Below are 24,836 nucleotides of genomic sequence, written 5' to 3'. Positions count from 1 at the left end.
AGCGGAGTAGGGGAATTCATACGTCATTAGCTCTTAAATCTGAGGGGTGGTTCTGATAATTGAGTTTTTTTCGGGAAAAGTGTTTCCGTGGCTTGTTTGTTAGTTGCTTGCGAGGTCACGCTAAATTGCTTTTGTTGGAGTGGGCTGGGTTATCACCTTAGATGAAAATCCAGAGTCTTCTTTATTAATAAAAATAGTGAGGCGTTGATGCGCAAGGGATTGCAACGTTGGGGTTGGATCGGGGGCGTGTGTGTAGCGTTGGGCGTCCCACACGTGCAAGCAGTGCCCGCGACGCAAGATTGCCCGGCAATCGTGTCGCCATTGAAGCGCCTGGAGTGCTTCGACCTGGCCGCAGGCACGCCCATCCATCAGCCGCCTACGCCGCCACCTGTGCTGGGTCGGGTGTTGCCGATTATCGATCTGGTGCAGCGCAATGAAGCCAAGCGACCGGCTGAAGACCAGCGTTTTCTGTTGTCGTCTTTTCCTGATCCGGACAACGACCAGCTACTGCGGCTGGTGATCTCGGCCCCGGCCTTGGGCGCGCTGCCTCCCCGGCCCTACCTGGCGATCAGTTGCGAATCAAGAATTTCGCGCCTGCAGCTGGTGCTGGACGAGCCGGCCAAGCCGAACAAAATCCGCATCCAGCTGTTCAAGGATGAGCGTCCAGTCTCCGCGCCTTACCAGTGGCAGGTACTGGACGACGCCGGCTTGGTGGTCGATGCCGGACGGGGTCTGCAGGCCATTTCTTTGTTACGCAATATGGGTGGCGGTCAGCGCCTGCGGCTTGAGAGCGACTATCCCCGCTTGCACGGCTTGGTATTTGACGCTGAAGGCTTGGGTGCATTGATCGAGCAGGAGCGCCAAGTATGTCGCTGGTGATTGATGTGCCCGAGCACGCCCTTCAACGGCTGCTGACGCCTATCGACCCCGACCAACCTGCTGGCCATTTTGATGTGGAGGACGAGACCTACCAAGCCATCGACCAGGAAATGGTCAAGCTCGGTGGCCTGCGTGAGAGTGACATTGACTGGCCCTATATTGACGAAGCGTCCCGCGACTACCTGGCCACCCAATGCAAACACTGGCGCATCCTTGGCCATCTGCAAGTGGTTTGGCTGCGTACCCGACAATGGGCACGCTGGGCGGATGCTCTTGGCTTGGTGGCCGGCATGGTTGAGCACTTTTGGGACAGTGCCTATCCCAAGCCAGGACCGACCGGCTACTTGAATAAACGCAAGCAGGTACAGCGCCTGCTGGGTGACCTGGGGCAAGTGCTGCCGAGCCTGGACCGCAGCAGTTTCGCCCCGGCGTATCAAGCCGCGGCGGAACAGGCATTGGCCAGCCTGCAACGTTGTGCCGAAAGCGCCAAGCTTGATCCGGCCCCCCTGGACGCGTTGCAACGGCAGTTGAGCAAGTACAGCGAGCCGGTCGTCGCGACTGAGCCGACCGGTACAACGGCTATTGGGAAAGGGCTGGATTCGACTTTTTTCGCCAGCCCCAAACCGCAGCCGCCGGGTAATGAACGTGAACAACGCCGAGCCGTGTTGAGCATGGCCGACCAGATCAATCAGCAGGACCCCTATGATCCGACCGGCTACCAGTTGAGGCGTTTCGGCCTGTGGTCCCACCTGCGCACCGCGCCTTCAATCACCCGCGACCGACGCACTGAATTGACTGCTGTACCCAAGGACATCGTTGACGTCTATCAAGACGCCCTGAACCACAACACCCTGGATCCGAACCTGCTGCTGCGCATCGAAAAGAGCGTTGCGGCATCGCCGTATTGGCTGCGTGGCAGTTACCTGGCCGCCCACATTGCCTTGCGCCTGGCGATGGAGGAGGTGGCTGCCGCCATCCGCCAGACCTGTGAGCGCTTCGTTTGCCGCCTTCCGGCCCTATTGGAATTGTGTTTCAGCGACGGCACTCCGTTTGTGGATGCACAAACCCAGGCATGGATCACCGGCGCTGATCAGGCCGAGACGGCAGGTAGCCCGGTGCAAGAATACGCCAGCTTGCGCGATGAACTGGCCACCCAACTCGCTACTGAAGGCGTCGAGGTGGTGCTGCTGCGCCTGCAGGAACTGCACGCCAGCCGTGATGCCCCGCGCCAGCGCAGCTATGCCACGGTGATTGCCGCGGATTTGCTGGCGTCCCGTGGCCTGTCGTGGCTGGCGGAGGATCTGTACGCCAACGTTGCGCGGATGATGCGTGATACCTCCGCGCAGGGGTGGGAGCCGGAGCTGTATCAGAAGGTGGCGAGCGTTGTCAGTGAGCCGAAGGAGTAGTCGTGATGTCTCGCCAAAGTGACTTGCGCTTCACATTCGAGCCATTGAAAGGCGACCCTTTCGAGGTGGTCTCATTCACGCTTCACGAGGGGGTGTCTGAACCCTTCAAGCTCGAACTCGAACTGGCCAGCCACAATGCGGCTATCGACTTCAATCGAGTTCTCGATCTAGCGGGGCTGTTCACGATTTGGCGTGGAGAAACTCCGGTGCGCTACGTCCACGGCCTGGTCAGCCTATTCCAACAGGGCGACACCGGCTTTCGCCGCACCCGCTACACCGCCGTGATCGAGCCAACCCTGAAGCGTTTCGACCTGCGCTCCAACTGGCGCATCTTCCAGGCCCTAACCGTGCCCGACATCATCACCAGCATGCTGGCCGAACAAAAACTGACCGACATCCGCAGCGAAATCTGCTTTGAGCACCAACCCCGCGAATACTGCGTGCAGGCCGGCGAAACCGACCTCGATTTCATCGCGCGCCTCGCCGCCGAAGAAGGTCTGCTTTATACCTTCGAACACCGCGCTGACGGCCACACCCTCGTCCTCACCGACCGCGTCGGCGGCCTGGGCACCATCGGCACACACACCGATTGCCCGGTGATCTACCAGCCGATGGGCGGCGGCGATGCCATGGAACCGGCGTTGAACCGCTTCCACTACACCGAGCAAGTGCGCACCGCCGTGCAGGTACAGCGCGACTACACCTTCACCCACCCGCGCTACAACCAGCAACACACCGCCACCGGCGATCAGGACCTGAACAACCAGCACAAGGACTACGAACGCTACGACTACCCCGGCCGTTACAAGCGCGATATCGCCGGCAAGCCCTTCACCAAAACGCGCCTGGCGGCGCTGCGCAACGACGCCAAGTTGGCACACTTGGAAGGCGACGATGAACGCCTGCAACCGGGGTTGGCGTTCGACCTCAACGATCATCCGCGTGAGGACTTCAATGACCGTTGGCGCACCATTGCCATCAAGCACGAGGGCAAGCAGCACACCAGTTTGCAGGAAGAATCGTTTGGTAGTGGCCTCGGTACCTCTTACACGTTGAAAGCCAGCGCCATCCGCTGGACCTCAGATTGGAAAGCCCCGATGCGCGACAAACCGTGCATCGACGGGCCGCAGATCGCCACGGTGGTCGGGCCACCGGGCGAGGAGATTTATTGCGATGAATGGGGCCGGGTCAAGGTGCAGTTCCCGTGGGATCGTTCGGACAAAAACAACGACCACAGCTCGTGCTGGATTCGCGTGACTCAAGGCTGGGCCGGGGCAACCTGGGGCTCCATGGCCATTCCGCGTGTGGGCCAGGAATTAGTGATCAGCTATCTGGACGGTGATCCAGACCAGCCAATTGCCATTGGACGAGCGTACCGGCAGACCAATTTGCCGCCCTACGAACTGCCCAGGCTGAAGGCGCTGGCAACCACCAAAAGCCGCGAGTTCGGGGGGACGCGGGCCAACGAGTTGCGTATCGACGATACCACCGCGCAGATCAGCGCGGCGTTGATGAGTGACCACGAGCATAGCGCGCTGCACCTCGGTTACCTCACCCATCCACGCCACCATGGTGGCGGCAAACCCAGGGGCGAGGGGTTTGAGTTGCGCACCGATGGTCACGGTGCATTGCGCGCAGCGAAAGGTTTATTGCTGACCGCTGAAGCTCAACTCAAGGCTGGGGCGGGCCAGTTGGAGCGCGAGCAGGTGATCGATGTGTTGCAAGCAGCCCTGACGTTGGCCAGGCAGTTGGGCGCTTCTGCCGAAAATGCCCAGGGAATTGCCCAGGACTCACAACCGCAACAGGCGCTGACTCAGGCAGTGAATGCACTGGGCCATGGTGCCAATGATCAACCCCATGGCACCGGTAATGGCACGCACCCCATCATCGCGCTCAGTGGGCCAGCCGGCATCGCTGCCGCGACGTCCCGCAGTATCGCCATGGGCGCAGGCGAGCATATTGACAGCGTCGCACAACACAACCAGCAGCTCACCGCGGGTAAAAAAGTGGTGATCAATGCGGGTGACGAAATCGGCCTGTTCGCCCAGGGCGGTGACATGCGTCATATCGCCCACAACGGCCAATTGCTGTTGCAGGCCCAGCACAACAGCATTCAGGTGCAGGCGGACCAAAGCGTGGAAATCAGCGCCAGCCAGCAACATGTGCTGGTAGCGGCGGACAAGCACATCACCCTGTTGTGCGGCGGGGCGTACATCAAGATGCAGGGCGGCAATATCGAGCTGGGCATGCCCGGTAATTTCACAGTGAAGGCCGCGAACAAATACTTCATTGATCCAAGTAATGCCGCAGCCGAGCTCAATAGTTGGCCTGCCACCTCTTTCAACGAACGCTTCCAAACCCGCTTCACCAACGGTGACCCCATCCGCGACCGCGCCTACGCCTTGATTCGCAAAGACGGCGCACGTTTCGAGGGGCGAACCGACGGGGAAGGCTACGTCACCTTGCAACAGGGCATGACGCTCGAAGGGCTGGTACTGGAATGGCTTGATAACGGAGAACCCGCATGACCGAAAGCCCATCGGTGCCGCGTATTGCGCCCATGACCTACAACGCCCGAGGTAACCCGGTGCATACCTGGACGCTGACACCCAGCCATATCACCGACCCGGTGCAGTGCATATTGCCGCCGGATGGGATTTTGCCGGTAATTTTTGTGCCGGGGATCATGGGGTCGAATTTGAAGAGTAAGCCGGACAAACGCAATAAAAAGGAAAAGGCCGTTCCCGTCTGGCGCCTGGACGCGGGGTTCATGGGCAAGAATATGTGGCTTGCCTTGAATTGGATCAATAAAAAAGCCGGTATCCGGCAAAAGCTGTTGCACCCGAATAGGGTGGAAGTCGACAACCAGGGCGCGGTGCCTGGGCGAGCTGTCGGCACGGTATTGGCACAGCCGGGGCTGGACAGGAAAAAGACTGTCCTCGCCCTGAGCAAACGCTATCAAGAACGCGGTTGGGGCGAGGTCAGTGAAACCAGCTATCACGCTTTCCTGCTCTGGTTGGAGGAGGCGCTCAATAGCGAATTCCTGCCCCATCGTTGGCCACAATTCGACATCCGGCCGGAGCATCTGCATACCGTCGCCCTCGAACCTGGGCCGACGCACATCACCCGGTTGAAGCCCGAGACCCCCATCGCCATGCCAGGGTTGGGCGCAAACTTGGCCAGCCAGTTGCCGTCGATTCTTTCGGACGAGTTGGTGGCGCGAGGTGGCTATCGAATGCCGGTGCATGCGTGTGGGTATAACTGGTTGGATTCCAACAAAGTCGCTGCGCAGCGTCTGGCCGAACGCATTGATGAGCTGATGCACCAATACGGTCGCAACTGCCAGCAAGTCATTCTGGTGACGCATTCCATGGGCGGTTTAGTGGCGCGTCGATGTGCGCAGTTGCCCGGTATGGCCGCCAAAATTGCTGGTGTCGTGCATGGGGTAATGCCAGCCACTGGGGCTCCGGTTGCGTATCGCCGTTGCAAGGTTGGCATGAGCGACGAAGATCCCATTGCCGGTGCGGTGATCGGTCCAACCGGCCAGGAAGTGACAGCCGTTTTTGCACAGGCGGCTGGTGCTCTGCAATTGCTGCCCACACAAGATTACGCTCCAGGTTGGCTGAGACTTATTGACAATCAAGGCGTATCGGCGATGCCGCGCCAGCCAGTAAAAGACCCATATGAAGAAATCTATCTACGCCGTGACCGTTGGTGGGGGTTGCTGCGTGAAGAGTGGTTGGCGCCGAAGGATGGGAATCCCATCACCTGGGAAACATTTGCTATCAACATTAAAAAAGCAAAAGCATTTCATCAACGTATCAGTGGCTCCTACCACCCTCAAACCTACGTTTACTACGGCAGCGAAGATAAACACCCCAGTTTCGAATCCATCACCTGGCAAATGCAGCGCGGGTCTCGTCTCAATGGTCCCCACGGCTCATACCCCAATAGCTTCACGGTGTCCAATCTCGAGATGTATCAGGTTAGGGATGATGGCCGCAGCCCTGTGTATGTGGGAGGGCAACCTCAATCTATACCTCCCATGCGTGGCGACCCCGATGCACCAGTCAAAACCGTGCAAACCAGTTACTGGGAGTTGCATTGCCGAATGCAGGATGGGTCTGGCGACGGCACCGTTCCAGTGAGCTCGGGTAGCGCGCCGATAAAGCATGCACGCAACGGCGAGGTTCGCCAGCAAATCAAGGCCCCCGGCTTTGATCATGAAGCCTCCTTTGCCAACCCGTTGGCGCAGCATTTCACCCTTTATTCCCTCATCAAAATCGCGGCGAAAGCCAAGAGGCCTCTATGCGTCAACTGAAGCTAGTTTTTGCATGCCTGACGCTGGTGGCCCTCACTGGATGTGCCGCCTTCAACCAGCAGCCCAGCGAGCAGGAGAAAAACAACGTGAGCGAAATGACTACCCACATGCGCACCTGGGCATTGGGCCGAGGCCTGATCGACTTGCCTGCCAACTGGGGTGGCGGCGGCGATGTAAAGCTGTACTACGGGCTAGGCGCCGATCATTCGTCGGTTGAAGTACGTGTGTTGGGGGAGGGTGTGACCCAGGAGCGGTTTGATGCCGCGTTGAGCGAGCGGGCGCATCGAATTGCGGCGGTCAAGAATGATGAGATGGGCAATGTACCGATGCTAGTGTCGTTAAAAAGAGTAAATACGCAGCATAAATTACTACAGTACTACGAGAGCACTGAGGTTCCGGACTGGTTCATTCATGAATCTCATCTGCTGATCGATGATGTCTACGTCATGCTCCGCGCCGACTCCTTCAAAGGCAACACCGCCCCAGTTGAGGCGCGCCTTTTAAAACTCTCCAAAGAAATCTTCAAGGTGACCGCCCCGCAAAACGCCGGCGCAGGCTTCGCCCTGGGCCCCATCGTCATCAGAAGCCATCACGATCAGGAAATCGCCAGCTTCGATTTTAGCCCTCCAGCTTCGGATGTGGAGCTGAACGTCTACATCAACGCGTTATCACCAGATGACGAAGAGCGTTTGCATGTCCGAACTAAAAAAGACACGCAAATATTTCTCGCAGGCGATTACGAAAATCTGCGTGCTGGGAAAATCACCCTGGCTGACATGCAAGCCGAAGAGTCCCTGATCGGTTTCAGTGACGACACTCACCGTCAAATACTCTTCGTGAGCGAAAACTATCGCGACAACCCCTCGCTGAATCGCCCAGCCATGAGTATCCGCCTTTCGGCGGGGGGGATGAAAGCAGGTCCCGTTGACCCTGATGAACCTGAAGACCTAGTGCGCTGGACCCTACCCAGCTTCGCCAACAAAGGCTACGAGCTACCCCTCTGGCAACAACCCGCTACGCCGGACCCTGTCAACCCGTCTCTAACCGACTACGAAGCCATGGCCGTCTGGGACGCGATCCTCAAGTCGGTGCGCATCCGCTACGGCGCGGTCGCACCCAAGCCGGACCCATGGTTCAACCCCCGTGGACCTACGCCCGAAGATGCCGCCGAAAGCAAACGCATCCTGGATGAGTTCATCGCCAGCTTTGAGGCGCGCAAGCCATGACGATGGGTGGGGTTTTAGCGAGAGCGAAGGGGCACATTCATCCTGTCCATGGGAACGAACACAACAAATACGCTAGGAGCGATTCATGAAAACGGTCTGGAGTTACCTCAAACGCTGTGGCCTGCCGGTACTGTGTCAGTTCAACCAGGCGGTGCCCGTACTGGTGCTGCTGGGCGTGGTGTTTTTGTTGATCGCCATCTGGTGGTTGGGCCCGCAGTGGACCTGGCGTGAGCGTCAGCCGCTGAGTGAATTGTCGATGCGTATTTCGGCCAGTGTCGTGGTGCTGGTGGTGCCGTTGCTGATCTGGGCATGGCGGGTGCGTAATCGTTATCAGCGTCTGCAGCTTGAACGCCAGCATGAGGCTGCGGTGAAGACCGATCCGTGCCTGCCCTATATCGAGGCGCAGGAAAGGGCGCTGGACCGCAGCCTGGGCCATTTATTGAACAACATGGAGCGCCGCCGTTCGCTTTATCAACTGCCGTGGTATCTGGTGTTGGGCGAGGAAAATGCCGGCAAGACCAGCCTGATCACGCGCTCTAATCAGAGTTTTTCTTTGTCCCATGTGACCAAGGTCGGTGTCAGGGCGCACCAGGAGGAGCAGCTCGCCTATCCGGTGGATTGGTGGATTGGTGACGAGGCGGTGTTGATCGACCCACCCGGTGAGTTCCTCAGCCAGCCAGATTCACCCGCTGAAAACGTTGAGCAGCAGGGCAAGGTCAAACCGGTATTGCCCGCTGGTACCCATCCACGCCTATGGCTGCACCTGCTCGACTGGCTGACGCGCAACCGCAGTCGTCGGGCGCTGAATGGGGTGGTATTGGTGATTGATGTGCAGGCCTTGTTGGCGCAACGTCCCGAACAGCGCAAGGCCCACGCCAACCTGCTGCGCACCCGATTATTTGAGCTGACGCGGCAGTTGGGAACGCGCCTGCCGGTTTACGTGACGTTGAGCAAGTTTGATCTACTGGAAGGCTTCGAAGAGTTCTTCGCCCGGTTGTCGCGCAGTGGGCGTGAAGACCTGCTGGGCTTCACCTTCAGCCTGGAGGCAGTGGATGACTTTGATGCCTGGTTGGCAGAGTTGACGCGCCAGTACCAAGCCTTTGTCGCCTGTCTGAGCGAACAGGTTTTCGACAGCACCCGGGAGTCGCACTCGTTGACAGAGCGTGATCGGTTACAGGCGCTGGTGCATCAGATAGCAGGCCTACGCCCGGCACTGTTTGGCTTCTTGAGCGAAATGCTTGGCAGCGATCGTTTCACCACTCCGGCGCTGGTGCGTGGTCTGTATTTTTCCTCGGTCTTGCAGCAAGGCACCCTGAGCAATGCCTTCGTCAAAGAAGCAGGGCAAGCCTATCAACTGCCGCCTCCGCCCCCCGAGGTCAAACCGGCCGGTGGCACGGCGATCTACTTTGCCCAGCAACTGTTCCAACGGGTGATCTACCCCGAAGCGGGCTTGGCGGGCGATAACATCAAGGTGGCGCGTAATAAGCGGCGGCTGCTGATCGCCGGGTTCAGCGTCGCGTCCCTGGGTTGTTTCGTAGTCATCGCAACCTGGCAGTTTTACTTCAATATCAACCGCGACAAGGCTGCCAGCGTCCTGGCCAAGAGCCAGGACTTCAGTGGGCGGGACATCGACGCCAGGGTCGACACCACCGGTCGCAACCTGCTGGTGCCGCTGGACCAGATTCGTGATGCGGTGTTGGTGTACGGCGACTACCGCGAGGCGTGGCCGTTGCTGTCGGATATGGGGCTGTATCAGGGGAGGGCGATTGGCCCAACGGTGGATGAGGCCTATCTGAACCTGCTGTCCAAACGCTTCCTGCCGGCGATTGCCAGCGGTGTGCTGGACGCCATCAACGCCGCACCTGCCGGCAGTAATCAGCAACTGGCGGCCTTGCGCGTTTACCGCATGCTCGAAGAACGCCAAAACCGCCGCCCGACCATCGTCGAAGAGTGGGTCGCCAAACAGTGGCAGCGGGCCTATCCGGGGCAGGGGCAATTGCAGGCCGATCTGATGGGGCATCTGGGTTACGCGCTGAAGTACGCCGACGCCGATCTTCCGCACTACTGGGAACGCATTGCCCAAGTGCAACAGCAATTGCGCCAGTTGCCCATGGCCGAACGGGTCTACATGAGTCTCAAACAGGATGCTCTGGAGCGCCTGCATCGCCCGCTGGACTTGCGTAACGAAGTCGGTCCGGCGTTCGATATCGTCTACCGTCCGCTGAACACCGATCAAGAGGGCAGTGGCTTGTTGTTGGCGCCGCTGCTTACCGCCAAGGGCTTCAAGGACTACTTCGAGCCCGGCACCGAGGGCATTATCGAACTAGCCATGATCGACCAGTGGGTGCTCGGCGAACGCCAACGTCTGGACTACTCGGATGAAGACCGCAAAGTGCTGACCCAGCGTATTCGCGCCCTGTACAGCGCCGACTACGTGGACAGCTGGCGACGCGCACTGAATCAGTTTGCGGTCACCGACTTCGACGACCTCAGCCACGGCGTGGCGGTACTGGAACAAGTCACCGGCCCGGCCGCGCCGCTGCGACGCTTGCTGGAAACCCTGCGCGACAACAGCGTGATCTACCCGTCGGTGCCCCTGGCCGAAGGGCAGGCACCGCTCGCGCTGGACAAGGTCTCGGACGGCCAGCAACAAGCCGCCGGCATCCGGCGCGCGTTCTCCAGCCTGGCCGAGCTGATCTCTGCGCGAGGCGAGCAGCCGTCCTATTACGAAGAAACCCTGCGTTCGGTCAGTGCCGTCTACGACTACGCCAAAGCCGTGCACGACAATCCTGACCCTGGCAAGGCGGCGCTGAAAACCGTACTCAACCGCTTCTCCCTGGGCGGGGCCGATCCCATTGCCAACCTGCAACGCGTCGCCGTGGGCCTGCCCGAGCCACTGAACCAGCAGGTCAAAAAACTTGCCGACCAGACCTCGCAGGTACTGGTGATTGCCGCCCTGCGTGAGCTGGAAAAACGTTGGGACAGTGAAATCTACAGCTTCTACCGCGACCGCCTGGCAGGTCGCTACCCTTTCAAGGCCAATGGTGAGGACGCTTCGCTGGAGGACTTCGAAGCCTTCTTTGGCCCGCAGGGGCGCTTGCAGCAGTTTCACGATCAATACCTGAACGTGTTTCTCAAGGACAACCTCGACGCCCTGTACTCCGACAGCCTCGGTGGCTACCTGGTGCGTAGCGACGTGCTGGAGCAGTTGAAAAAGGTCGAGCGCATCCGCGACACCTTCTTCAACCATCGCGGCCATCTGGCGGTGCAACTCACCATCGAACCCCTGGCCCTCAGCGCCACCCGCCTGAGCAGTATGCTCAGCGTCGACGGCCAATTGATCCCTTACCAGCACGGCGCGCCGCAACGCACCGGGCTGGTGTGGCCCAACAGCCTGGGCAACACCAATGGCAGCCAACTGACGCTGGTACACAGCACGGGCAACACCGCCAGCCTGAGCTATCGCGGGCCGTGGTCACTGTTTCGGCTGCTCAGTCGCGGGCACCTTAATGGCCGCACCGACACCAGCGTGGACCTCACCTTTGCCATTGCCGATGGGCTGATGCGTTATCGCATTGGTGCAGAGAAGGCGAACAACCCGATTACCCAGCGCAGTTTCGACGGCTTTGTGTTGCCGCGGACATTACTGGAAGAGCGTCGGGGGAAAAAGATCACAGACAACGTTACACAGCGGTGAGAACCCTATGGGTGACGAGTGAGAAATCAGCCAGTGCTGAGATGAGTTAACAACGTGCGCAATAGGACCCTTGCAGACCCGATTGGGTATCCGCCTGCTGTTGTTGACCGGCGTGCGTACCGGAGAGCTGCGCTGGACGACCCCCAGTCAGTTTGATCTCACGCAAGATTTGTGGACCATTCCGTCCGAGGTGGTTAAGCAGCTGCAAAAAAATAAGCGTGCTCAGGACATTCCGCCCTACATCGTACCGCTCTCGACCCAGGCAATTGAGATAGTGCAGCAACTGTTGAAGCGGGTTCGGCCGGCACAGAAATACTTGCCGGCTGGTCGTAATAACCTGCGCCTGCAGATTGGCGACAAGTGCTGTCGCTCCCGCAAAGCAATCTTGCAGAACCGAAGATTACACGTGGTCGCCATGTTCATGTCACTCCCTCTCACCTTTGTCTGTCCCGAATGCTTCTGGAAAACGACCGTCTTGCCTTGTTGTGATTCAAGACCGAGAGTTTTGCCACCTCCTACAAGCTGTCCGGCTTGCCATGATTTGCCGCTCCGATATCGGGAGGCGACTCGCAAAGAGGTGCTCAAGGCGCGTCTGGAAGAATTTCTGGTCCTGAACAGGATAGAGCGCGACATACCTTGTCGCCCCACTGAAGACAATGACTGCAAATCAAGGAGCCACTTATGAAAAACCTGCTTGCGGTGATCGGATTATTTGTCGTTCTGCAGAAAGGCTACGAGTTCTATCGCGAATTCAGCGATCTCAAACGCGATGCGCAGAGCCGGCGTGCCCCCGGTTGAGCAGGCGAAGACAATTGCACATGTCGAGACTTTAGTTTTATGCAGCACAGAAGGATGGCACTAAGCCATCTAATCTCGTAGCATCGATGCTAAGTTGGCGCCAAAATGGCGACCATACATTGAATAGGCTTACAAGGTAGTTGCCATGTCTCAAGCGAAGGATACGCTGCTGCGGCTGTTCGCATTGCTGCGTCTGATACCCACGGAGCCGCAGCGCATTGCTACATCGACACTGCTGGAAAAGCTCCGGGACAAGGGTTTTTCCGTAACGCTGCGCTCAGTTCAGCGAGATCTGAGCCGGTTGTCCATTCCCTTCTCGCTCCAGTGCAACGACAGTGAAACTCCCTTTCGCTGGAGTTTCACTCGCGACGCGCCGCTGAAACTGGAAGACATGGACACCCCGACAGCACTGGCGCTCTACCTCTCCGAACGACATCTGACCACCCTGCTCCCGCAAGCGGTGCTGGACCAACTCGGCCCCCAATTCAGGCGCGCCCGAAACTTTCTGGGCGATCTGGGTAACAACGGCCTGGCGGATTGGGCAAAGCGGGTCCGAACGGTTCCCAACGGCAAGACATTGCTGCCTGCTAGCATTGCACCCAAGGTCTGGAGTGAGGTTTCAACCGGGCTGCTGGAGCGCCGAAAACTGGAAGTGACGTATCAGAGCCGCAGCAAAAGCGAACTCAAGCAGTTCCGTCTGCACCCCGCCGGACTGGTGTCGCGACACGCTATCAGCTACTTGGTGGCATCGGTTGACGGGTACGACGATCTTCGCCAGTTCGCCCTGCATCGGATTCGCGAGGTCAGGGCGCTGGATGAAGTGGCGGAGCTGCACGCCACGTTTGACGTCGACGACTACATCGACACAGGGATATTCAACCATCGACAAGCCGATGCGCAGGTCGAACTGGTCGCCGACGTTCACCCGCAGATCGCCGCCCTGCTCAGTGAGACACCGCTGAGCAGCGTGCAGAGACTAAGCGACATCCCTGATCACAGTTGGAAACGCTTGCACGCTCAAGTATCCCTAGACCGTGACACGCTTTGGTGGATTTTTGGGCTCAACGACAACATTCGGGTCCATGCGCCACAGGTCTGGGTCGATGAGATCAGCCAGAAGCTGAATAACCTGCGAACCCTCTATTGCGACGCTGTCTCAACAAGCACCTGATGCCCGACAGCGCGCCGATCAACCCTCTGTATCTAGATGATGCCAAGGAAGCTCCATGGACAACCAACGTAAAAAGGCATTGAACAGCTCAGTCAGCCTCTGCCCGATCTGGCCTACCCAGGCGTCGGAAAAGATTGGCCACATGCTGGGCGAAATCAATCACGCGAACGCCATCATCGACAAGATTGCCGGAACCGCGCAAAACAGCGCGATCAAAGGCGGGTTCGCCGCAGAGACATGGCACGCCGAATCATTCAACCTGGACGCGATCCTCAAGGACAAGGAAGTCCGCGCCTTTACTGACAACTTCACCAACACCCCGTTAGCGAAGAATCACACCACCCACGATATTGTGGTCATGAAGGGCGACGAGCAGTTGCTCGGCGCCCAACTAAAATATTTCAAAGACGGCGACGCGACTCAGAAAGCGTTCAGATCCACTAAAGACGGCATCCACCAGTATCAGGACAGTGATGCATTCATCGGGCCTGCAGACCAGATCGACCAGATCAGGGAAGCGGCAAAACGGGACATGCAGAGAAACCAGCACACGCGCCCTGAGGTGGCTACCGCCGCCGAAAAGGTTCGCGACAAGACGACCGCCAACCTTGATGTCGAGGGCGTTCAGTCGACGCCGCTGGGCAAGAAAGACGCCGAGCATCTGGGCAGTGGCACCGAGGCAGGCAAGCAATTGCATGAAAAAATGCAGGGCGGCTACTTGGACAAGGCCACCGTTCAGCAAAGCGTGCGCGCGGCTGGTTCCGCAGCCGTCATCACCACCGTTATCGCTGGCAGCATCAATACCTTTCAGTCGATCAAACAAGTGCGTGACGGCGAAATCACGGTTGAGCAGGCGACTTTCCAGATCTTGCAAAACACCGCGATTGCCGCCGGTGACAGTGCGTTGAAAGCCGGTATTGCGACTGCATCGGTCAGCATCACTGCGCGCAACCTGCCCACTCTGTTCGCTGGCTCGGCGTTCAAGCGCACCTTCGCCAACAATGGCATCGCCGCTGCGGCGGTGTGTGCCGTGGACGTGGTGCAGAACGTAGTGTTGTTTGCGGCGGGCAAGATCACTCGTGAAGAGTTGGAAACCCGAACTGGCCACAATGTGCTGCAAACCGGCGCCGCCGTCGTCGGCAGTTCAGTGGGCGCCGCGGTTGGCGCCCTAGGGGGACCCGTCGGTGCGCTGGTTGGCGGCATCATCGGCGGCCTGATTACCACGATGGCCATGAGCATTGCCATCGACAACCACATCGAGAAAAGCTTCCGGTTAACCCTGACCGCCACTGAACACGTGGTGAGTAACGCGATGATCATGCACGACTCGCTGGCATACCTGCAGATGTCGCAGTCGTTCTATGCCGATTTTCACAAAGGTCTGTACCTGTCAGAGCGCCATTTTGCAGGTCAGGTCAAGACCATGGCAGCCCAAAGCACACAGTTGAAGAACCTGATCGATAATCTTTAAGGCGTATTTTCAATGAGCACAACGGTCGAAACAGCACCACAGGAAATTTTCAGTCAACCGCTGGACGCCTCGGAGCAGGAAGCGGTTGAAGCACTTGTTGCCCAGCACAAGAATAACGCAGCACTGACCCAGCAACTGGCCGTGGATGCTTCAAGGCTGATCACCTCCAGCGAGGAGCGCCTGAAGCAACAGTCCGAAAGCGGATTTTTCAAACGGTTTTCCAGTGCGTTCAGCGGCAAGACCCGCCAGAACCAATTGCAGAACCAGGTCGACGCGCTGCACATGCAAAAGTTCGCCTGGCATTACCTCAAGCAACTGCAGCAGCAGAACTTGATCAACGCCCAAAGTATCGCGGTGATTCGCAACAACCTGGGCACGATGAACGAATACATCATCGAAACCCGCGAATTCCTCTTCAAAGCCGTCGACAAGATCAATCGGCGCCTGATCCGGGTGGAGAACAACACCAATTTTCATCAATGGTCGTTGAACATCGAAGCCAACAAGCGCCGCTACAAGTCGATGCCCAAGGCGCTGCTGGTGCTGAATCTGGTGTATGACTTCATGCGCAGCCACCCCGGCGTGATGCTGACCACGCAAGACATCAATCACTTGATTGTCACGCTGGAAAAGCTGGAGGTGGACTGTGACGAAGAAGTGGAACTGTTGAGTTTCATCATCGACCTGATCGATCAGATCGAAACCACCAGTATCGAACGCTATCGCTCGGTCATCGAGCTGTCCTTCGAGGAGCACGTCGCCGATTCGTACTTCGTCCAGAAAAACATCTCGGGTCTGGCGTTCAACTCGCTGTATTACCTTAGCGATCAGTACGATCGGATCATCGACTTGATCTCGGACGGTGAAGTCTGCGACAGCGACGAGAAACGCGAAAAAATCATCTCCAAGTTTTTTGGCAAGGAGTTTTCCGGCCTGTACACCCAATACCAGATGCGCGACCTGATCGAGGAAATCATCGGCGGCAGCTTGCTAACCCTGGATATTTACAAGGATCAGCACGGCCTGAACCTCTTGACGGATGAGCCGGATGAAGACGCCAATGCAGAGCCGGTTGCACTGGTATCGTCGCTGCCGGATATCCACTCCCACACGTTCTTCGACACCACTGATAACATTGAGGCCCGGCATAACTACGTGTTGCTGCTCGCGCTGTGCGTCGATAACTCGGCATCATTGAGCAGACTCGGACGAGAGTTTCTCGACCTGCTGGCACACAAGGCCGGGTGCCCGCAAGCACTGGGTGAAATCGCCGTGTTGGCGGACAACCCTCGCAAGGCGCAGGACTACTTGCCGATGTTGCAGGATCTGCTCAAGAGCGACGACAAGGCTTACACCTGGTTGCTTGATGCGTTCTACCTGCTGACGCTGTGCCAGAAACAGATTGAAGGTCCTCACGTGCAGCGTGTGCTCAACGCGCTAAAGCCAGCCCAGTTCAAGGAGAACTTCGCCCACGTCCTGGTAATTATCGCCGCGACGGATGAAGAGCCGGTGCTGGCGGCTGCCGAGAAGTTGCAGCAGCAGACGCACGGCTGGAAGAATATTATTCACTACCGCGCGCTGCGCTTCGAGCAGACGTTTAGCGAAACGCGCACCAGCCTGCGTGCGATCGGCTATGACGTGCACGGTCTCTCGATGAGCCTGATGAGTGCCACGCGCAAGGCCTCGGATTATTCGTTCTTCATGGAAAGCTGGGATGACTCGTTCCTGGGCAAGGTCAGCAGCAAAGTGGAGAGCACGGCGTACACCATCGGTCGAGGTTCGTGCCTGTCGTCGCTAAACGAAATGCGCCGAAAAATCAGTGATTTCGTCTCTGGGCACTCAAGCACGCTGAATCAAGGCAATCGCCTTCTGGCACGCTGGGGCATGCCCACGATCGCGTTCAATGACGAGTCCGGCTACAGCGATTTCGAACTGGATAACTCAGTTGATAACCATGACTGGCACAACCATTTCAGTCATTTTGAACGCCAGCTAGACGGCACGTTGAATTCCTTTTCAACCGCGTGTAGCGACGTGGCCGAACAACTCGCGCAATTTACAGAGGGACGATTCGCCGAGTCGGTAGTTGAGCGCAAAGCGAAGCAGCGCGCCGAGCGGCTTCAGCAGGTACAGCAGGAGAAGCTGGCCAAACAATCGGTCGTTATCGAAAAAGAGGGTCGAGATCATCTGTTCAGCATCGAATGGAATCAGATAACGCTGCCTCCGTGCGACCCTGAGAAAATTCAGTACATCAAGACCGATGGCACCACTTGGCTGATCGTGGATCAAGACAATCACCTATACCGCAGCCTGGATCGAGAACACTGGCAATCTGTACGTCTCACCGCTACCGATGACACGCCCGCTATTTCCCGGCTGTCTTTTGTGAACGGACTGTGGATTGCCGTGGCGGGCTACAAAGAGGGGTTCTATTACTCGCACGATGCGCAGCAGTGGAAACAGACCCCGTTCCCTGATGCTCAGGGGTGGGAGTTTACCCAAACTGACGAGGTGATCCGTTTCAACGGCTTGTGGCTGTGGAGATTCAAGGAGCGCCAGGAATACTCTTACGTCGAGAAAGGACTGATTTTCGACTCCACCAAGTCCGGCAATTACGACAAGGTCGTCATCTTCTGCACCGCAGACCTGGAAGGCACATGGCAACGCTGGGAAGACACGCCGAGGATCGCTGAGGGCGTCGAAGTAGAAAGCATCCAGCCGCTGCCTGATGGAAGCAGCCTGCTTGCATTCTGCAAATACAACTGGCTTTTCAAGTCACTGAAAAAAAAGAACAACGCCGCATCGTATGTCAGTTACTACCTTCCCGGGAAAGGCTGGCGAACCTGCACGTGGGCCAGCGAAGATGACAGTTACGACGCGCCCCTCATTACCCGCCTAGGGAAGACAGTAATGTGCTTCTACTCGGATTGTGTAATGACTTCCGACAAAGGTTATGAGTGGGGGCTTCAATCCAAGGATATTCGCATCAACGCCAGTGCCCATCTGCAAGATGTCAGCCTGTTTACGACGCGCTGGGGGCGAGAGGCACTTTACGTGAGCCAAACGGGAGAAAGCTTTGCCGAATTGGTACTCGAAGAAGGCCATTGGAAGCATTTCACGGCCAACGAACAGGGCACCTTGAGCGTCTATTCGCCTAACAAGCACGAGACTTTTCTGCGAAGCGGCAACTATATCTGCCAGCCGAAAGCGTAGCGCGGATCGGGGGGGCATCGTCGATGCCCCTCTGTCATCAATTCGACGGTTCAGTCGATGAACTGAATCGCCCCTGATTTCATAGACGCGTTCAATTGTCTGACTCTTGCCAGTTAGCCAGTTCTGAATGACGCAAGCGGGTTGGAAGCCTCTTGACCCGACGGGCTGCTTTTGGCCGAGAACTGTCTGTTCCAGGGACGCAAACGCGAGCCAAGCCCCAAGCGAGGATAACGGCCGCTTGCGGCGTGGCGCGCGATTGCTGGTCCTGCATGAGTGATGTCACAATGTGGCGCTACGCCTTGCACGCTCAACCACGAGCGCGATTCACGGAATCTCACGATGCCCAGCCTCTGTTGCTGTTCTAACGCGCTCGACCGGCCGGAGAGACTTCTGTTGGTTCGGCTGCGTCGACTGCTGTGTTTTGTGCTGCTCACGGCTCAGGCTGCGTGGGCGAGTCCGGTCACTCAACAGAATGGTGCTGCGCAGGTGATTGATGTACAGCTGCGTTGGAAGCATCAGTTCCAGTTCGCGGGCTACTATGCCGCCATCGCCCAAGGCTATTACCGCGAAGAAGGGCTGGACGTGCGCTTGCACGAAGGTGGCCCTAATGTCACACCGGTCGAAGAAGTGCTCTCCGGGCGTGCCCAATACGGCGAAGCCAATAGTGAATTGCTCTACGCACGCCTGCATGGCAAGCCCTTGGTCGCGCTGGCGGTGATTTTTCAGCACTCACCTTCTGTGCTCGTGGCTCGCACAGACCAAGGTGTTCGCACGGTGCACGACCTGATCGGCAAGCCGGTGATGCTGATGGATGCACAGACAGACGCCGATTTTCTGGCGATGTTCCGTAGCGAGGGTATAGCCCTCGAAAAACTACAACTGCTTCCCAGCAGTTTTCAAATTGGGGATCTGGCCAGCGGTAAAGTGACGGCGTTCAACTCGTACCTGACCAACGAGCCCTTCTACCTGCAACAGCGGGGCGTGGAATACAACATCATCTCGCCCGCCACCTACGGGATCGACTTCTACAGCGATATCCTGTTCACCAACCAGGCCGAGATTGACGAAAATCCACAGCGGGTCGAGGCCTTCCGCCGCGCTACCTTGCGCGGCTGGCGTTACGCGATGGATAACCCCGAGCAAATCATAGACCTGCTGCTCGACCAGTATTCGGTGGATAAAAGTCGCGCGCACTTGCAATTCGAAGCTCAGGCCATGCGTCCGCTGGTCGTATCTGACTTGATCGAGATCGGTCATATGAACCCAGGGCGCTGGCAACGTATGGCTGAAACTTTCCTCGAACTTGGCATGGTAGAGAATATCGCCGGTCTGGAAAACTTCATTTACGATCCCAACCCGCCGCAACTCGTCGAGCGGCTGCGCAAGACCATTGTGCTGATCAGCATCGGCTCCGTGCTTGTCCTGATATTCGCTCTGGTTTTGTTGAATGCCCAGCGCCATCTACGCAACGAGATCAAGTTGCGCAAACTCGCCGAAGAGGAAGTACACAAGCTGGCTTTCTATGACAGCCTGACTGGCTTACCCAATCGCAATAGTTTTATTCCCTTCGCTAGTCAGAGGCTGCTCGATGCAAAGAATCGTGGAGAGCATCTGGCCCTGTGCTATATCGACTTGAACCACTTCAAGCAGATCAATGATCGTTATGGTCATCAGGCGGGCGATGCCATGCTGATCCACGCAGCCTCGGCGATCAAATCCAATATTTGCGAGTTCGAAATAGCTGCGCGCATGGGCGGTGATGAATTCATCGTGCTGCTCGATGGCGCGCATCACAGAAGCGATATTCAGCGCATCACAGGTAGAATCTGCGAAGCCGTCGCCTTGCCCATTCCATGGGAAAACAGCCAGATCAAGGTTAGCGCCAGCCTAGGGGTGGCGTGGTATCCGGAAGATGGTGAAGACCTCGACGATTTGATTTTCAAGGCTGACACCGCCATGTTCCAAAGCAAAGCCAGTATCGCAGCGCAGGCTTGAAGTTGCTGCGTGGATTGGGCGTCCATCGATTGATACTGAACTGATGATCCGCATGCTGACCGGAGAGGGAGACTCAAGTATGAAAGCCGAACTGAGCGCACCCATCCGAGAGTTGATGACCAACGCGCTGGCGATCAGGCGAAACTTCCAGATTGCTCAAATAGCGATACAGGTTAGCCGCCTCCGGCGACAGGCGCGTCGCATCCGCCACGCCGACATACAAGGTCCGCGACGCCCATTCTCCCTCAAGCGGTATCGCCCGCAGCTTGGACGCCAGCAACTCGGGATGCACCGATCCCAGCGGCAGTATGCCGATCCCCAGTCCCGCTTCGATCATCCGGCAAATACCATCAAAACTGCTCACCTGGATACGCACCTTGAGGTGCTTGCCGGTGCCGGCAGCGGCATCGTTGATGCGCCGCAGCAGCGAGCTGCCTTGGTTCAAGGCGACATAATCGAAGTCCAGCGTGTCGGCCAGCGTCACGCTTGAACGCTGCGCCAACGCATGGGTTTGCGGCACCAGCACCACCAGCCGGTCACGTCGATAGGGCCGCATTTGCAGGCCGGGAGCGGGCACGTTGTCGGCAAAGATGCCGATCTCGGCCTCGCCGTTTTCCACGGCGTGAATGGTGCGGTCGCTGAGGGCTTCTTCCAATTCGATACGCACATGTGGGTTGGCGGCCAGGAAACTCGCCAGGTCCGCCGGCAGGAACTGGATCACCGCCGATGTATTGGCAAACAACCGCACGTGGCCGCGCGCACCCTTGGCGTAGTCGTTGGCGTCATGGGCCATTTGTTGGGCCACGTCCAGCAGTGTGCGCGCATGCTCGGCCAGGCCGCGTCCGGCCGGGGTCAGTTGCAGGCCACGGGGCACGCGGGTGAACAGGGTGCAGTGGGTGACGCGTTCGAGTTCGGCCAGCCGCTTGCTTGCGGCGGAAACGGTCATGTGTGCGCTGTTGGCGGCCTGGGTGAGATTTTCTGTTTTGGCGGCCAGCACTAGCAGGCGCAGAGAGGCCAGGTCCAGTTGCAGCAGGTTGATCATTTCCACCTCCGTGTTTCCAGTCAGGAAAGAGTAGTGGAAATCTTTGACATTCTCACGGTCTGTTTTTGGGGGGATTATCCGGCCATCACCTCCAACAAGAACGGACAACGTCATGAGCCTACCCCTGGAAGGCATCAAGGTGGTCGAAATGGGCCAACTGATTGCCGGGCCTTTCGCCGCCAAGATCCTCGCCGAGTTCGGCGCCGAAGTGATCAAGATCGAACCACCGGCCACCGGCGACCCCCTGCGTAAATGGCGCTTGCTGCACGACGGGACGTCAGTGTGGTGGGCTGCACAGTCGCGTAACAAACAGTCTGTCACCCTCGACCTGCGCCAGGTCGAAGCCCGTGAGGTGGTCAAGCGGCTGGTCAAGGAAGCCGACATCCTGATCGAGAATTTCCGCCCTGGAACCCTGGAAAAATGGGGGCTTGGCTGGGATGAGCTGTCATCGATCAACCCTGGGCTGGTGATGCTGCGGGTCTCCGGCTACGGCCAGACCGGGCCTTATCGCGACTTGCCAGGCTTTGGAGTGATCGGTGAAGCCATGGGCGGCCTGCGCCATCTCTCCGGCGAGCCGGGCCGTACGCCGGTGCGGGTAGGGGTGTCGATAGGCGACTCGCTTTCCGCGCTGCACGGCGTGATCGGTGTGCTGCTTGCCTTGCGCCATCGTGAGCAGAATCGCGGTGCGGGCCAGCAGGTGGATGTGGCCTTGTACGAGTCGGTTTTCAACATGATGGAAAGCCTGATTCCCGAGTATTCGGTGTTCGGCAGCGTGCGCGAACCGGCCGGCAGCAGCCTGCCAGGTATCGCGCCGACCAATGCCTACCGTTGCAAGGATGGAAAGTATGCCTTGATCGCGGGTAATGGCGACAGCATCTACCGGCGCCTGATGGAAAAGATCGAACGCCTGGACCTGGCCGACGACCCGGAACTGGCGCAGAACGACGGCCGCGTGCGCCATGTGGCGCGCATCGATGCGGCGATTTCCACTTGGACGGCCGAGAGAAACCTCGATGCGGTGCTGGCCGCGCTCAAGGACGCCAACATCCCCTCCGGCAAGATCTACGACGCCGCCGACATCGCCGCCGACCCCCATTACCAGGCCCGCGACATGCTGCTCGCCAGCCAGTTGGACGACGGCACCGCCGTCACCTTGCCCGGCATCGTGCCCAAGTTGACGGCCACCCCCGGCCGCGTGCACTCGCGTGCACCCACGCTTGGGCAACACACCGATGCGGTGCTCGACGGCATCGGTATCGATGCACCGACCCGCGAAGCCTGGCGCGCTCGCGGCTTGATCTGAATCAAGGAGTCGCTCTATGAAACGCCTGTACCTGCAGGAAGTCGCGACCCGTGACGGCTTCCAGAACGAAAAGACTTTTATCGACACCGAACAGAAAATCGCCTTGCTCGACGAACTGAGCCAGTGCGGCTACGCGAAGATCGAAGTGACCTCGTTTACCTCACCCAAGGCTATCCCCGCGTTGCGCGATGCGGAGGCCGTGATGGCCGGGATCCGTCGTCAAAAGGGCGTGGAGTACACGGTGCTCGTACCCAACGTGCGCGGTGCCGAACGGGCGCTGGGTTGTGGCATCGACGAGGCCAACCTGGTGATGTCGGTGAGCGAGCCGCATAACCGCTCCAACCTGCGCATGACCCGTGATCAATCATTTGCCCAGTTGAGGGATATCGTGGGGGTGATTGGACATGGGCCGGTGGCCGTCAATGTGTCGTTGTCCACGGTGTTTGGCTGCCCGATGCAGGGCGATGTGCCGGCGGACGATGTGTTGGGATGGGTTGAGCGTTTTGCCGAGTTGGGCGTGCGCGGCGTCACGCTGTGCGACACCACCGGCATGGCCTATCCCACACAGGTGGAAGCCTTGTCGCGGCAAGTGCGCGAGCGCTTTCCCGAGCTGCAACTGACCCTGCATTTTCACAACACCCGTGGCATGGCCCTGGCCAATACCCTGGCGGCGTTGGAGGCCGGGATCGACCGTTTCGACGCTTCGCTGGGCGGCCTCGGTGGTTGCCCCTATGCCCCCGGCGCCAGCGGCAACGTGTGCATGGAAGACCTGGTGCACATGCTCGACCTGATGGGCTATGACACTGGCCTGCAGTTGGACCGTGTACTGGCCGCATCTGCCCGCTTACCCGGCCTGATCGGCCACGCCACGCCCAGCCAGATCCTCAAGGCCGGCAAGCGCCTGGACCTGCATCCCATTCCCGAACACGTCCACACCCTGACCCAACAGGTAGCCCATCATGATTGATCATCTCGACCATCTGGTCCTCACGACTATTGACCTGACCGCCTGCAAAGACTTCTACACCCGCGTCATGGGCATGCGCCTGGAGACCTTTGGCAATGGCCGCGTCGCCTTCCGTTTTGGCAACCAGAAAATCAATGTGCATGAGCGTGGGCATGAGTTCGAACCCAAGGCCCATCTGCCGGTGCCTGGCGCGCTGGACCTGTGCTTTATCGCCAGTATTCCCCTGGAAGCAGTGATCGCCCATTTGAAGGCTCAAACCTGGCCGATCATCGAAGGCCCGGTGCTGCGTACCGGCGCAACCGGCCCGATTCGCTCGGTGTATGTGCGCGACCCCGACCTGAACCTCATCGAAATTTCCGAGCAGGTGCCCGCATGAATATCGTGTTTCTCGACGGCGCGAGCTTGCCGTCTCCGTTGACACGTCCCGTCCAAGCCAGCCACTGGACCGCGCGTGAGCACACCCGCCCCGATCACGTCATCGAAGCCCTGGCCGACGCCGACGTGGCGATCACCAACAAGGTGCGCCTGGATCGCGCCACTCTTGAGCAATTGCCGCGCCTGAAGCTGATCTGCGTGGCGGCGACCGGCTACGACTGCGTGGATCTCGCCGCCTGCCGTGATCAAGGCGTGACGGTGTGCAACGTGCCGGCCTACAGCGCGGTCAGCGTGGCAGAGTCGGTGATCGGCTCGCTGTTTGCGCTGCGCCGTCACTTGATGGCGTACCGTGTCGCCTCGGCGCGCTTGTGGCCACAGTCATCGCATTTTTGCGTGCACGGTGCGCCGATCCAGGACCTGCAAGGCTCGACCCTGGGCATCGTCGGTCGCGGCGATATCGGCAGCCGTGTCGCGCGCCTGGCCAAGGCTTTGGACATCACCGTGCTGTTTGCCGAACACCGTGGCGCGCCGCAGGTGAGGGCGGGCTACGTGACGTTCGACGAGGTGTTGGCCAAGGCTGATGCGCTGACTCTGCATTGCCCGCTGACGCCCCAGACCCGTTACCTGATCGGCACCGCCGAAATCGCGCGGATGAAACCCGGCGCCTTGCTGATCAATACCGCTCGCGGTGCATTGGTGGACGAAAACGCCGTCCTGGCCGCTCTCGCCAGTGGTCAATTGGGCGGCGCTGCACTGGATGTGCTGCACGTGGAGCCGCCGCAGGCGGACCACCCGTTGCTGCACTGTGAGCATCCCAATCTGCTGATCACGCCCCACGTTGCCTGGGCCAGCCAAAGCAGTGTAGCGCGCCTCAAGGCGGTACTGCTGGCCAACATCGAGGCATTCGCCGCCAACAAACCGATCAACGTGGTGACCTGAAACCCCAGCGACGTCGCTCATAAACCCTATAGG

At 58.7% G+C, this 24,836-nt stretch carries 15 protein-coding genes and 1 pseudogene; 15 read left to right on the top strand and 1 reads right to left on the bottom strand.

Annotated features, from left to right (window positions below; genetic code table 11):
- Window positions 1-282 precede the first annotated feature (282 nt).
- The 11 genes and pseudogenes from vasI (at window position 283) to ACP7EW_RS25270 (ending at window position 20,177) form a co-directional block, all read left to right on the top strand.
- On the top strand, window positions 283-879 hold the full coding sequence (vasI, locus tag ACP7EW_RS25320; protein WP_426220722.1) for a type VI secretion system-associated protein VasI: 597 nt from the start codon (window positions 283-285) through the stop codon (window positions 877-879).
- Window positions 867-2,285, top strand: coding sequence for a type VI secretion system protein TssA (tssA, locus tag ACP7EW_RS25315; protein WP_426220720.1), 1,419 nt, complete (start codon window positions 867-869; stop codon window positions 2,283-2,285). The genes vasI and tssA overlap by 13 nt, the downstream gene beginning before the upstream one ends.
- A 5-nt stretch (window positions 2,286-2,290) precedes the next feature.
- Window positions 2,291-4,813: a type VI secretion system Vgr family protein gene (locus tag ACP7EW_RS25310; protein WP_426220718.1), complete on the top strand. Its 2,523-nt coding sequence runs from the start codon at window positions 2,291-2,293 to the stop codon at window positions 4,811-4,813.
- Complete coding sequence (locus ACP7EW_RS25305; protein WP_426220715.1) at window positions 4,810-6,606, top strand: esterase/lipase family protein; 1,797 nt, start codon at window positions 4,810-4,812, stop codon at window positions 6,604-6,606. The genes ACP7EW_RS25310 and ACP7EW_RS25305 overlap by 4 nt, the downstream gene beginning before the upstream one ends.
- On the top strand, window positions 6,594-7,832 hold the full coding sequence (locus tag ACP7EW_RS25300; RefSeq protein ID WP_426220714.1) for a T6SS immunity protein Tli4 family protein: 1,239 nt from the start codon (window positions 6,594-6,596) through the stop codon (window positions 7,830-7,832). Before ACP7EW_RS25305 ends, ACP7EW_RS25300 begins: the two co-directional genes overlap by 13 nt.
- 85 nt (window positions 7,833-7,917) lie before the next feature.
- Window positions 7,918-11,529, top strand: coding sequence for a type VI secretion system membrane subunit TssM (tssM, locus tag ACP7EW_RS25295; protein WP_426220712.1), 3,612 nt, complete (start codon window positions 7,918-7,920; stop codon window positions 11,527-11,529).
- 64 nt (window positions 11,530-11,593) lie between these two features.
- A pseudogene (locus ACP7EW_RS25290) lies at window positions 11,594-11,887 on the top strand (tyrosine-type recombinase/integrase); the annotation flags it as partial.
- A gap of 585 nt (window positions 11,888-12,472) precedes the next feature.
- Window positions 12,473-13,498, top strand: coding sequence for a helix-turn-helix transcriptional regulator (locus ACP7EW_RS25285; RefSeq protein WP_426220710.1), 1,026 nt, complete (start codon window positions 12,473-12,475; stop codon window positions 13,496-13,498).
- Window positions 13,499-13,553: 55 nt separating this feature from the next.
- Window positions 13,554-14,969 (top strand): hypothetical protein, encoded by a 1,416-nt coding sequence (locus ACP7EW_RS25280; RefSeq protein WP_426220708.1) that lies wholly within the window; start codon window positions 13,554-13,556, stop codon window positions 14,967-14,969.
- A 12-nt stretch (window positions 14,970-14,981) separates the two neighbouring features.
- A complete protein-coding gene (locus tag ACP7EW_RS25275; protein ID WP_178953886.1) occupies window positions 14,982-18,182 on the top strand; it encodes a hypothetical protein in 3,201 nt (1,066 codons plus the stop codon).
- A gap of 339 nt (window positions 18,183-18,521) precedes the next feature.
- Window positions 18,522-20,177: a GGDEF domain-containing protein gene (locus ACP7EW_RS25270; RefSeq protein ID WP_256733706.1), complete on the top strand. Its 1,656-nt coding sequence runs from the start codon at window positions 18,522-18,524 to the stop codon at window positions 20,175-20,177.
- Window positions 20,178-20,250: 73 nt separating this feature from the next.
- Here ACP7EW_RS25270 and ACP7EW_RS25265 read toward each other — a convergent pair whose 3' ends face one another.
- Window positions 20,251-21,219 (bottom strand): LysR family transcriptional regulator, encoded by a 969-nt coding sequence (locus ACP7EW_RS25265; RefSeq protein WP_426220705.1) that lies wholly within the window; start codon window positions 21,217-21,219, stop codon window positions 20,251-20,253.
- Between the two features lie 112 nt (window positions 21,220-21,331).
- On the opposite strand from ACP7EW_RS25265, the gene ACP7EW_RS25260 reads away from it, so the two are divergent.
- The 4 genes from ACP7EW_RS25260 to ACP7EW_RS25245 are packed head-to-tail and all read left to right on the top strand — an operon-like array spanning window position 21,332 to window position 24,803.
- Window positions 21,332-22,522 carry a CaiB/BaiF CoA transferase family protein gene (locus ACP7EW_RS25260; RefSeq protein WP_426220703.1) on the top strand — a complete coding sequence of 397 codons (1,191 nt, stop codon included), beginning with the start codon at window positions 21,332-21,334 and terminating at the stop codon, window positions 22,520-22,522.
- 16 nt (window positions 22,523-22,538) lie between these two features.
- A complete protein-coding gene (locus tag ACP7EW_RS25255) occupies window positions 22,539-23,489 on the top strand; it encodes a hydroxymethylglutaryl-CoA lyase (RefSeq protein WP_426220701.1) in 951 nt (316 codons plus the stop codon).
- The gene (locus ACP7EW_RS25250) at window positions 23,482-23,865 is read left to right on the top strand and encodes a VOC family protein (RefSeq protein ID WP_426220699.1); all 384 of its coding nucleotides are present in this window, start codon (window positions 23,482-23,484) and stop codon (window positions 23,863-23,865) included. The genes ACP7EW_RS25255 and ACP7EW_RS25250 overlap by 8 nt, the downstream gene beginning before the upstream one ends.
- A complete protein-coding gene (locus ACP7EW_RS25245; protein ID WP_426220697.1) occupies window positions 23,862-24,803 on the top strand; it encodes a D-2-hydroxyacid dehydrogenase in 942 nt (313 codons plus the stop codon). The genes ACP7EW_RS25250 and ACP7EW_RS25245 overlap by 4 nt, the downstream gene beginning before the upstream one ends.
- Window positions 24,804-24,836: the final 33 nt, after the last annotated feature.

Origin of the sequence: Pseudomonas sp. DWRC2-2, from assembly GCF_049897885.1 — a bacterium.
Classification (GTDB): Bacteria; Pseudomonadota; Gammaproteobacteria; order Pseudomonadales; family Pseudomonadaceae; genus Aquipseudomonas; species Aquipseudomonas azotoformans_A.
Note: the sequence above shows the minus strand (reverse complement) of the source record. Positions and strands in the feature narration are given on the sequence as shown.

What these genes read in the sequence shown, in the direction of transcription:
- ACP7EW_RS25310 (WP_426220718.1), top strand. Translation starts at nt 2,291, where the DNA reads ATGTCTCGCCAAAGTGACTTGCGCTTCACATTCGAGCCATTGAAAGGC.
- ACP7EW_RS25270 (WP_256733706.1), top strand. Translation starts at nt 18,522, where the DNA reads ATGCCCAGCCTCTGTTGCTGTTCTAACGCGCTCGACCGGCCGGAGAGA.
- ACP7EW_RS25285 (WP_426220710.1), top strand. Translation starts at nt 12,473, where the DNA reads ATGTCTCAAGCGAAGGATACGCTGCTGCGGCTGTTCGCATTGCTGCGT.
- tssA (WP_426220720.1), top strand. Translation starts at nt 867, where the DNA reads ATGTCGCTGGTGATTGATGTGCCCGAGCACGCCCTTCAACGGCTGCTG.
- ACP7EW_RS25255 (WP_426220701.1), top strand. Translation starts at nt 22,539, where the DNA reads ATGAAACGCCTGTACCTGCAGGAAGTCGCGACCCGTGACGGCTTCCAG.
- ACP7EW_RS25260 (WP_426220703.1), top strand. Translation starts at nt 21,332, where the DNA reads ATGAGCCTACCCCTGGAAGGCATCAAGGTGGTCGAAATGGGCCAACTG.
- ACP7EW_RS25250 (WP_426220699.1), top strand. Translation starts at nt 23,482, where the DNA reads ATGATTGATCATCTCGACCATCTGGTCCTCACGACTATTGACCTGACC.
- ACP7EW_RS25300 (WP_426220714.1), top strand. Translation starts at nt 6,594, where the DNA reads ATGCGTCAACTGAAGCTAGTTTTTGCATGCCTGACGCTGGTGGCCCTC.
- ACP7EW_RS25275 (WP_178953886.1), top strand. Translation starts at nt 14,982, where the DNA reads ATGAGCACAACGGTCGAAACAGCACCACAGGAAATTTTCAGTCAACCG.
- ACP7EW_RS25265 (WP_426220705.1), bottom strand. Translation starts at nt 21,219, where the DNA reads ATGATCAACCTGCTGCAACTGGACCTGGCCTCTCTGCGCCTGCTAGTG.
- ACP7EW_RS25305 (WP_426220715.1), top strand. Translation starts at nt 4,810, where the DNA reads ATGACCGAAAGCCCATCGGTGCCGCGTATTGCGCCCATGACCTACAAC.
- tssM (WP_426220712.1), top strand. Translation starts at nt 7,918, where the DNA reads ATGAAAACGGTCTGGAGTTACCTCAAACGCTGTGGCCTGCCGGTACTG.
- ACP7EW_RS25280 (WP_426220708.1), top strand. Translation starts at nt 13,554, where the DNA reads ATGGACAACCAACGTAAAAAGGCATTGAACAGCTCAGTCAGCCTCTGC.
- ACP7EW_RS25245 (WP_426220697.1), top strand. Translation starts at nt 23,862, where the DNA reads ATGAATATCGTGTTTCTCGACGGCGCGAGCTTGCCGTCTCCGTTGACA.